Raw genomic sequence first — 9,807 nt, forward strand, 5'->3', positions numbered from 1 at the left:
TGTCGACCGATTATGATACATCCGACCGGCTCTATTTCGAGCCGCTGACCGCCGAAGACGTGCTGGAAATCCTGCACGTCGAGCAGCAGTCGGGCGAACTGGTCGGCGTGGTCGTGCAATTTGGCGGCCAAACGCCGCTCAAACTGGCGCAGGCGCTGGAAGACGCGGGGATTCCGATCCTCGGAACCTCGCCGGATGCGATTGACCTCGCCGAAGACCGCGAGCGCTTTGCCAAGCTGGTCCACAAGCTGAAACTGAAACAGCCGGAAAACGGCATGGCCCGGACCCGCGACGAAGCGTTGAAAATCGCCGAACGGATCGGCTATCCGGTCTTGCTCCGGCCCAGCTTCGTGCTCGGCGGCCGGGCAATGGAAATCGTCGACGGCCCGGCCCAGCTGGAAGATTATATCAATACCGCGGTGCAGGTGTCGGGTGACAGTCCGGTGCTGGTCGACCAATATTTGCGCGATGCGATCGAGGTCGATGTCGATGCGATTTGCGATGGCGAGCAAGTGGTTGTCTGCGGCTTGCTCCAGCATATCGAGGAGGCCGGGGTCCACTCGGGCGACAGCGCCTGCTCGATTCCGCCTTATAGTTTGAGCGACGAGATCATCGCCGAAATGGAACGGCAGACCGAGGCTTTGGCTTTCGGCCTGAAAGTCCGCGGCCTGATGAACATCCAGTTCGCGGTCAAGGATGATGAAGTCTATCTGATCGAGGTCAATCCCCGCGCCAGCCGGACGGTGCCGTTTGTCGCCAAGGCGATTGGCGTCCCGATCGCCAAGATCGCCTCGCGGGTGATGGCCGGAGAAATGCTCAAGGGACTGCCCGTGATTGACCGGCACATCGATTATACCGCCGTCAAGGAGGCGGTCTTCCCGTTCAACCGTTTCCCCGGTGTCGACCCGATCCTGTCGCCGGAAATGAAATCCACCGGCGAAGTCATGGGCATCGACCAAAGCTTCCCGATTGCTTTTGCAAAGGCGCAACTGGGTGCCAGCAACATCCTGCCGGACAGCGGGACGATCTTTATCTCGGTCAAGGAAACCGACAAGAAGGTCATCGAACCGGCTGCCCGGCTCGCCGAGAAGCTCGGTTTTCATCTGATCGCCACGTCAGGAACCGCGGACTATCTGGCCGAAACGGGGATCAAGGTCGAGAAAGTCAACAAGGTTGCCGAGGGACGCCCCCATATTGTCGACCGGATCAAGGACGGTGATGTCAGCCTGATCTTCAACACAACCGAAGGCTGGCAGTCGCTCAAGGACTCCAAATCGATTCGCGCGGCGGCCCTGGTTGGCAAAATCCCGATCTATACGACCGCCACTGCCAGCAATGCAGCGATGCAGGCGATTGAGGCGATGCGCGATCAGACTCTTGAAGTTCGCGCGCTACAGTCCTATTATAAGGCTTCGCAGACGTAATTTTCCGACATTTTGTCACACTGCGGGTGCCCTTCGAAAGAGGGGCGCCGGAAAACTGTTTTTGACGCTGCACGGCAGAAATCGGCAGCGTATCAGTAAGGAAAGGCCAATCCAATGGCTGTTGAAAAAGTACCAATGCTCGCCGAAGGCCATGTAAAAATGGAAGCCGAACTCAAGGCGCTTAAGCTGGAGCGTCCGATCATCGTCGACGCGATCGAAACCGCGCGCGCCCATGGCGATCTGTCGGAAAATGCCGAATATCATGCGGCCAAGGAACGGCAGGGCCAGGTCGAGGCGACCATCGGCGATCTAGAAGACAAGCTTTCCCGTGCTCAGGTCATCGATCCCAAAACCTTGTCCGGTGACAAGGCAGTATTCGGCTCGACGCTGACCTTGCGCGACGAGAATGACAAGGCAGTAAAATATCAACTGGTCGGTCAGGCCGAAGCCGATGCCAAGGCCGGCAAGATCAGCTATAATTCGCCAATCGGCCGGGCCTTGATCGGCCGCAGCGTCGGCGACGATATCGAAGTGACGGTGCCGTCCGGCGACAAATATTTCCTGCTCGAAAAAATCGAGTTTATCTAGAACCGATGAACATGCCGGCCGGAAAACTGACCAATGGACTGATCATCGCCAATGTCGTGATCTTCCTCGTGATCTGGTTTTTTGGCTGGGAACAGGACGCGATGCTGCGCGGCGGCATGTTTCCGATCCGGCTGAGCGGGGAGATTATCGATGTGTCCGCCTATGGCTGGCTGGTGCCGGCCTGGCTGACGCCGTTGTCTTCGGCCTTTTTGCACAGCGGACTGTTGCATCTCAGCTTCAACATGCTGATGCTTTTGTTTTGCGGACGTTTTGTCGAGCAGGCGATGGGGCCACAATTGATGGCGGTGCTCTATGTGGTGGGCGCTTATGCGGCGGCGATTGCGCAATTTGCCGTCGACAGCGAATCGCTGATTCCAATGGTTGGCGCGAGCGGCGCTATTTCTGCGATTTTGGGAGCCTATGCGCTGTTGTACGCGCGTAACAAGGTCGATCCGGTGGGCCCGATTCCCGGCCATGTCGTTCGTATCATCTGGCTGACGCTGGCGTGGATCGGCATCCAGTTGATGGTCGGACTTGCCACCCGCGGCGACCTCCAGGGCATCGCGATTTTTGCGCATATTGGCGGGTTTGTTGCTGGTCTGGTGCTCACCAGGCCGTTACTGGAATGGCGTTTTCGCAGCGCCTAAGCGTCTTCCGGCAACTCCGGCTCGAGCAGCTTGTGCAAATGGACGACGACATATTTCATCTCGGCATCGTCGACGGTCTGCTGGGCCTTGGAGCGCCAGGCATCCTCGGCCTCGTCAAAGTCGGGATAGACGCCGACCAGATCCATCTGATCGAGATTTACAAATTCCTGTCCGCGCGGATCCTTGACCCGTCCGCCCATGACCAGATGCATTTTGCTGCGTGGTTCGCTCATTTCTTGCCCTGATTATCATCTTTCACCGCATCCTGTGCTGCGGCCATGGCGGTCTTAGCAGCGTCGATCGCTTTGCCAAACAAATCTTTAAACTGGGCGCGCATATTGTCGTTGCTCAGGCCCATTTCGCTGATCTGGTCGCGGCTTGCATCCTTGGCTGCCAGATAGGCAGTCTTGGCGGTTTCGTTGATCTTGCGGCCCGCACCGCTGACATATTTACCTTCGGTTTTGCTTTTCGGCAGCAACGCACCAATAATAACCCCCAACGCAGCACCGGCGGCGACAATGGCCAGCGGACTGTTGGTGATGGTTTCTTCGGATCTGGCCACAGCCTTTTTCGCTACATCCCGGGTTGCCGCGACGCGCTCCGCGGCTTTCTCGCGGCCTTCGCCCAACAAGGCTGCTGCACGCGCTTTGCTTTCGGACATTTTCTCGCGGGCAACGAGGGAGCCTTCGCTGGCAATTTCCCTGGCCGTTTCGAACCCTTCACGGGATGCTGCGCGGGCTTTGTCGATATTGTCGGTCAGTTTGCTCATATTCTATTCCTCGATTTGATCCGGCTCGGATTTCTGTTGGTTGGCGATAAGTCTGGCAATCGGCTTGCGCATCGCGATCAGGGTCGCGGTTGCGGCAACGGTCGCGGTGATGCCCGGGTGGGCCCTGATCCCGTCGATGGCGCCTTGCCCGATTTTGCGGACGCGTTTTGCGGCTTTGTTTTTTGCTTCCGACATCAGGTTTGACGGTCTTAATCGTTCGCGGGTTGCCGCGGTATCCTGTTTCAGATTATCCCGCGCCTGATCCCGGTGCGCCGCAAGGCTGCGCAGGCTAGATATCTCGTCATTGTTTCTCGCCATCATCATTCTCGCGAACTATTTTCATCCAGTGGCAGTCGTCGTGCCCGCTTGATTGCCATGCCCATGGTGACAGAAGCAATCAACAGCGCTGAGCCGGCCACTATTCCGGTCGCCGCAAGGGGACCAAAATAGTCCGACAGAACGAGCAGTAGCCCCAGAATTAGAGCAATGACAGCCATGATGCCAACCACGACCGCAACCGTGAACAACAGCAAGATACGCTTGGTCGCTGCCAGATTGACAGATAATTTGGTGCGAAAATATTCCACTTCGGCGCGGGCCAGAATACGGACGTCTTCAATCAGGTCGGTCACCTGTGACGCCAGGGACTTGACCCTTGCTTCGTCCTCGCCGTTGCTCGCTGCCTCGCCGGGCGGTTGCTCGTCATCCAAAACCGGAATATCCTTGTCCTGCAACATCCGTCACCCGTTGATATGGTGGCGGCATGCTACACTCATGCGTCGCTATCATCCATCCCTGATTTGACCAGGCGAGATATCAAAAATCCGACCACGGCCGCTGCGCCGATGGCCACTGCCGGGCTTTTCCGGACAAAGCCGCGCGCGTCCTCGACCATATCATCGATTTCCTTGCCGTTGAGCTTCTCGGCGAAGGAGGAGACCGCGTCTGCTGCCGAACGGGCATAATTGCCATATTTTTCGCCAACATTATCGTCGATGGTTTTTGCACTATCCTCGATTATCTTGCTCAGATTTTCGATCGCATTGCCCGTGCGTTCCTTGCCCTGAGTGGCCGCAGATTTGGCTTTGGTCAAAGCGCGGTCCTTGAAATCACCGGTCGTGTTTGCCTTTGTTGCCGCCGCCCTGGTGGCACCGGCTTTTAGCGGAGCTGCTTTCCGCGCCTTTGTCGTGCGCTTTTCGGATGAGTCTTTCTTAGCTGCGGTTTTCTTAGCTGCGGGTTTTTTCGCCGCTGTTTTGGTCGCTGTCTTTCCGGTAGTTTTCTTGGCTTCTGCCATGATCAATATTCCTTCCTCGTTTGTCCCTTGCCAACGCACCGCGAACAGAAAGTGTTCCATTTGCGGTTCCCTTAGACAAGGAAATGGGATCATTTGCTTTTGAATCAAGGGGCAAAGCAAGGATAAAAGCGGTTCAATGGATTGCAAGAAGCCGGCCATGGCCTTAAGAGCTTGGCAATTGTTTTACTTCACCCGGAGCCATCCCATGACCGCAATAATCGACCTTCATGCCCGCCAGATTCTGGATAGTCGCGGCAACCCGACTGTCGAGGTGGATATCCTGCTTGAAGATGGCAGCTTCGGTCGCGCCGCCGTTCCTTCGGGTGCTTCAACCGGCGCTTATGAAGCGGTTGAATTGCGCGATGGCGACAAGAGCAAATATCTCGGCAAGGGCGTTCTCAAGGCGATTGCCGCGGTCAATGGCGAGATCAAGGAAGCGCTGACCGATCTGGATGCCGAAGACCAGGAAGAAGTGGATGCGGTGATGATCGCGCTCGATGGTACAGACAACAAGGCCAGACTGGGTGCTAACGCGATACTGGGGGTAAGTCTGGCGGTTGCGAAGGCTGCTGCGGATGCTCGCGGCCTGCCGCTCTACCGCTATGTCGGCGGCGTTTCGGCTCATGTCCTGCCGGTGCCGATGATGAATATCATCAATGGCGGCGAGCATGCCGACAACCCGATCGATTTTCAGGAATTCATGGTGATGCCGGTCGGTGCGGACAGCTTATCGGAAGCGGTTCGCTGGGGCTCGGAAATTTTTCATACGCTGAAAAAAGGCCTTTCCGAAAAAGGTCTGGCCACGGCGGTTGGTGACGAAGGTGGCTTCGCGCCAAATCTCGGGTCGACCCGGGAAGCGCTCGATTTTATCATGGCGTCGGTTGAAAAAGCCGGGTTCAAAATCGGCGACGAAGTGGTGCTCGCGCTGGATTGCGCGGCGACGGAGTTTTTCAAGGATGGCAAATATCATATTTCCGGCGAGGGCAAGGTGCTCAGCCCGGCCGAAATGTCTGACTATCTGGCCGCTCTTTGCAGGGACTATCCGATCCAGTCGATCGAAGACGGGATGTCGGAGGATGACTTTGAAGGCTGGAAACTGATCACCGATGCGGTTGGAGACACGGTGCAATTGGTCGGCGACGATCTGTTCGTCACCAATCCGGAGCGTCTGTCGATGGGCATCGCCGACGGTCTTGCCAATTCGCTGCTGGTGAAGGTCAACCAGATCGGAACCCTTTCGGAAACGCTGGCGGCGGTGCGGATGGCGCAAAACGCATCTTATACGGCGGTAATGTCGCACCGGTCCGGAGAGACTGAAGATTCCACGATCGCCGATCTGGCAGTTGCGACAAATTGTGGTCAGATCAAGACCGGAAGTCTGGCGCGGTCCGACCGGCTGGCCAAATATAACCAGTTGATCCGGATCGAGGAAGAGTTGGGAAATGTTGCCCGTTACGCAGGCCGTTCCATTTTTAACTGATCGATGATTCCTCGTTTTTTCAAGGCGGTTGAACGCTGTTCTTGCAAAATAGTTATTAACCCTCTTGCCAGCGAATCACTTTTCTGATTCAAGGTCATATATGGCGCAACGCGAAAAAATTACCGGTTTGATAAGAGCGGCTCTCGGGCCGGGGTTCGCGCTCGTGACTCTTCTTGCCATCGCCGGCTATGCAGTGATCGGGCCGACCGGGGTCTTGGCTTGGGGTGAGTATCAGGCAAAGCTGGAAACCCGGGGAATCGAACTGGCCAAACTGGAAGCCGAACGCGATGCTTTGGGCAACCGGGTGCAGTTGCTTGATCCGCGTGGCGCTGATCCGGATTTGATCAGTGAACTGATGCGCAAGAAATTAAATGTGGTGCATCCTGACGAGATTATCGTCCCATTGAAATAGCGTTTGGCTGTTTCAATCTGTCATACCAATTATTTAACCGGTCGGCGAGTCTAAGTACTTGGGTAACGCGGCAGTTTTGGCTATGCTATCCGTTCGTCAGAAAAAGGATCCCGCTCGCGTGGCAAAAGCTCCCCGGAAATCACCTTCAGTTAAAAAACCCGCTACGCCAAAGAGCGCCAAAGCCAAGGCAGGGCCTGTTGTGCGCTCCACAGGTGGATTGAAGGCGCCTATCTACAATGCAACAAAGGCGGAGATGCTGGATTTCTACGAACAAATGCTGCTCATCCGGCGGTTCGAGGAAAAGGCGGGACAGCTATATGGTCTCGGCCTGATCGGTGGCTTCTGTCATCTTTATATCGGTCAGGAAGCGGTCGTGACCGGTCTGCAATCCGCGATCAATCCGGGCAAGGACAGCGTTATCACCGGCTACCGTGACCACGGACACATGCTGGCCTGCGGAATTGACCCGAATATCGTGATGGCCGAGCTTACTGGCCGTGCCTCCGGCATTTCGAAAGGCAAAGGCGGTTCGATGCACATGTTCTCCGTCGAGCATGGTTTTTATGGCGGCCACGGAATTGTCGGCGCGCAAGTCTCGCTCGGCACCGGGCTGGCATTCGCCCACAAATATAAGGAAGACGGTGGTGTGTGTCTGGCATATTTCGGCGACGGTGCTTCCAATCAGGGGCAGGTTTACGAAAGCTTCAACATGGCCGAACTCTGGCAGCTGCCGGTGATATTTGTGATCGAAAATAACCAATATGCGATGGGAACCAGCGTCAACCGGTCTTCAGCCGAAGATCAGCTTTATCGGCGCGGGGAAAGCTTTCGCATTCCCGGGGTGCAAGTGGACGGGATGGATGTTCTGGCGGTTCGCGGTGCGGTGGAAGAAGTTTTGAAGGACGTGCGCAGCGGTGGCGGTCCGGTGTTGATGGAACTCAAGACCTATCGCTACCGCGGCCATTCGATGTCCGATCCAGCCAAATATCGCAGCCGTGACGAGGTCCAGGGTGTCCGCGAGAAATCCGATCCTATCGAACGTCTGAAAGCGGCCTTGTTGAAAAAAGGTGTGAAGGAAGAGGAATTGAAGGCGCTGGACAAAAAGATCCGCAAAACGGTGATGGAATCAGCCGACTTTGCCGAGGAATCTCCGGAACCGGCGCTGCCCGAACTTTATACCGACGTGCTGGTGGAGCAATATTGATGGCGATCCAACTCAAAATGCCCGCCCTTTCACCGACCATGGAAGAAGGAACCCTGGCCAAATGGTTCGTCAAGGAAGGCGACGAAGTCAGCTCCGGAGATATTCTCGCCGAAATCGAAACCGACAAGGCGACGATGGAATTTGAAGCGATTGACGAAGGCGTGATCACGAAAATTCTGATTGCAGCAGGAACCGACGAAGTCGCGGTCGGAACCGTGATTGCTGAAATGGCAGGAGAGGACGAAGAGTCCGGCGCTGAAGCTGAAGCGAAACCGAAACCGGTTAGCGTGTCGAAGGAAGACAGCAAATCTGAATTGGCGGAAGAAACGAAACCTGAAATCATGGAAACTGCTCCACCAGCTCAGATTTCACGAGCCGAAGATCCGTCGGTGCCTGCCGGTACCGAGATGGTATCGCTCTCGGTTCGAGAAGCCCTGCGCGACGCGATGGCAGAGGAAATGCGCAAGGATGAAACGGTCTTTGTGATGGGCGAAGAAGTCGCCGAATATCAAGGCGCTTACAAGGTTACCCAAGGCTTGCTCGACGAATTTGGTCCAAAACGGGTGATTGATACGCCGATTACCGAACATGGTTTTGCCGGTATTGGTGCCGGTGCGGCGATGGGTGGATTGAAACCGGTAGTGGAATTCATGACCTTCAACTTTGCCATGCAGGCGATCGATCACATTATCAACTCGGCGGCCAAGACCAATTATATGTCTGGCGGCCAGATGCGTTGCCCGATTGTTTTTCGCGGCCCCAATGGAGCGGCCTCGCGGGTCGGTGCGCAGCATAGTCAGAATTATGCTCCGTGGTACGCTTCGGTACCCGGCCTGATCGTGATAGCGCCTTATGATGCCGCAGATGCCAAAGGACTTTTGAAAGCAGCGATACAGTCCCCTGATCCAGTTGTGTTCCTGGAAAACGAACTGCTCTACGGGCGGTCTTTCGAAGTTCCGGAGATCGACGACTATACGCTTCCGATCGGCAAGGCGCGGATCATGCGCGAAGGCAGCGACGTGACGATAGTCAGCTATTCGATTGGTGTCGGTCTCGCGCTGGAAGCTGCTGATAAGCTGGCAGACGAGGGGATTGAAGCCGAAGTTATCGATCTGCGAACGTTGCGACCGCTGGACACCGAGACTGTGCTGAAAAGTCTAACCAAAACAAACCGGATGGTGGTTGCCGAGGAAGGTTGGCCAACCTGCTCCATTGCGAGCGAGATTATCGCTGTCTGTATGGAAGAAGGCTTTGACGATCTTGATGCCCCAGTGATGCGGGTGACCAACGAAGATGTCCCGTTGCCATATGCCGCCAATCTGGAGAAAGCGGCCCTGATCGACAGCGCGCGGATCATCGCGGCGGTGAAAAAAGTCTGTTATCGCTAGATTGGGAACATGTGCGGGCTAACCGCCCGCCCAATGATCTTAGCTGGGCGGGTTATCTATCGTCGCGTAGACATTGCATTTCCACAATTCGCCGCTCGGAATGGAACTGGCGTTTTTCATCGCATGGTCGTCGCGTTCTCGTGCGACAAACGCACTTTCATAGCGAATGACGGTATCACCAAAAAAACGGTCTGAAACCAGCGGTTTGTAATCGTATACGACTTCGGCAAAATTGATCGCGGTTGAACCGGCGGCTGATATTTTTTTCCCGGTTGGCCCGATTCCACCCGCCAGACTGGAATCGGTTTTTCCGTCATCTTCATCGCCGTGGGTGGATACGAAATTCGTGTTTCCGCCATAGCAGCGCTGCCAGCGTATCCATTGGCCCTTGTCGGACCCTGATCTGCCATTATCTTCCAAGCTAGAGAGAATGATCCGTGCGTTGGGAGAGAAATCGATCGCGTCGCCGGTGAGATGTGCGCCGGTAAATATTTCGCGGATATCCGCTTCGTCGATCGATTCCCGTGCCCGCGACGCGTTATCGGCGACCAGCATTGCGATCTGGCTGACCTGCAGATGGGCAATCGCGAGATTGGCGGTT

Annotated in this window: 13 protein-coding genes; 7 read left to right on the forward strand and 6 right to left on the reverse strand. The window is 55.9% G+C overall.

Going from position 1 to position 9,807, the window contains the following annotated elements; translation table 11 throughout:
- From carB to WBM93_RS06170, 3 genes are all read left to right on the forward strand, one after another.
- Positions 1-1,424 (forward strand): carbamoyl-phosphate synthase large subunit (gene carB / locus WBM93_RS06160; protein ID WP_424429589.1); only part of this gene is annotated, 1,424 nt, incomplete at its 5' end.
- 114 nt (positions 1,425-1,538) lie between these two features.
- Positions 1,539-2,012, forward strand: a complete 474-nt coding sequence (greA, locus tag WBM93_RS06165; RefSeq protein WP_424429592.1) for a transcription elongation factor GreA — start codon at positions 1,539-1,541, stop codon at positions 2,010-2,012.
- Between the two features lie 11 nt (positions 2,013-2,023).
- Positions 2,024-2,659: a rhomboid family intramembrane serine protease gene (locus WBM93_RS06170; RefSeq protein WP_424429595.1), complete on the forward strand. Its 636-nt coding sequence runs from the start codon at positions 2,024-2,026 to the stop codon at positions 2,657-2,659.
- Here WBM93_RS06170 and WBM93_RS06175 read toward each other — a convergent pair.
- Genes WBM93_RS06175 through WBM93_RS06195 form a run of 5 tightly spaced genes read right to left on the reverse strand, consistent with a single transcriptional unit; the run spans position 2,656 to position 4,782 of the window.
- Positions 2,656-2,892 carry a DUF4170 domain-containing protein gene (locus WBM93_RS06175; protein ID WP_424429598.1) on the reverse strand — a complete coding sequence of 79 codons (237 nt, stop codon included), beginning with the start codon at positions 2,890-2,892 and terminating at the stop codon, positions 2,656-2,658. The two genes, WBM93_RS06170 and WBM93_RS06175, sit on opposite strands and share 4 nt — an antisense overlap.
- Positions 2,889-3,428 (reverse strand): hypothetical protein, encoded by a 540-nt coding sequence (locus WBM93_RS06180; protein WP_424429601.1) that lies wholly within the window; start codon positions 3,426-3,428, stop codon positions 2,889-2,891. Before WBM93_RS06180 ends, WBM93_RS06175 begins: the two co-directional genes overlap by 4 nt.
- A gap of 3 nt (positions 3,429-3,431) precedes the next feature.
- Entirely contained in the window at positions 3,432-3,752 is a 321-nt protein-coding gene (locus tag WBM93_RS06185) for a hypothetical protein (protein WP_424429604.1), read from the reverse strand.
- Positions 3,749-4,165: a phage holin family protein gene (locus WBM93_RS06190; RefSeq protein WP_424429607.1), complete on the reverse strand. Its 417-nt coding sequence runs from the start codon at positions 4,163-4,165 to the stop codon at positions 3,749-3,751. Before WBM93_RS06190 ends, WBM93_RS06185 begins: the two co-directional genes overlap by 4 nt.
- A 35-nt stretch (positions 4,166-4,200) precedes the next feature.
- A complete protein-coding gene (locus WBM93_RS06195) occupies positions 4,201-4,782 on the reverse strand; it encodes a hypothetical protein (RefSeq protein ID WP_424429610.1) in 582 nt (193 codons plus the stop codon).
- Positions 4,783-4,927: 145 nt separating this feature from the next.
- Between WBM93_RS06195 and eno the strand changes: the two genes are divergently transcribed.
- The 4 genes from eno to WBM93_RS06215 all read left to right on the forward strand — a co-directional run bounded on the left by eno (position 4,928) and on the right by WBM93_RS06215 (position 9,206).
- Positions 4,928-6,202, forward strand: coding sequence for a phosphopyruvate hydratase (gene eno / locus WBM93_RS06200; protein WP_424429612.1), 1,275 nt, complete (start codon positions 4,928-4,930; stop codon positions 6,200-6,202).
- 100 nt (positions 6,203-6,302) lie between these two features.
- Complete coding sequence (locus WBM93_RS06205) at positions 6,303-6,614, forward strand: FtsB family cell division protein (RefSeq protein ID WP_424429615.1); 312 nt, start codon at positions 6,303-6,305, stop codon at positions 6,612-6,614.
- 118 nt (positions 6,615-6,732) lie between these two features.
- A complete protein-coding gene (pdhA, locus tag WBM93_RS06210; RefSeq protein WP_424429618.1) occupies positions 6,733-7,818 on the forward strand; it encodes a pyruvate dehydrogenase (acetyl-transferring) E1 component subunit alpha in 1,086 nt (361 codons plus the stop codon).
- On the forward strand, positions 7,818-9,206 hold the full coding sequence (locus tag WBM93_RS06215; RefSeq protein ID WP_424429620.1) for a pyruvate dehydrogenase complex E1 component subunit beta: 1,389 nt from the start codon (positions 7,818-7,820) through the stop codon (positions 9,204-9,206). Before pdhA ends, WBM93_RS06215 begins: the two co-directional genes overlap by 1 nt.
- Before the next feature lie 39 nt (positions 9,207-9,245).
- On the opposite strand, the gene WBM93_RS06220 is transcribed toward WBM93_RS06215, so the two are convergent.
- Positions 9,246-9,807, reverse strand: a 562-nt coding sequence (locus WBM93_RS06220; protein WP_424429623.1) for a pilus assembly protein, incomplete at its 5' end; no start/stop codon positions are given.

Origin of the sequence: Parasphingorhabdus sp. (assembly GCF_049667325.1) — a bacterium.
In the GTDB taxonomy this organism is placed as follows: Bacteria; Pseudomonadota; Alphaproteobacteria; order Sphingomonadales; family Sphingomonadaceae; genus Parasphingorhabdus.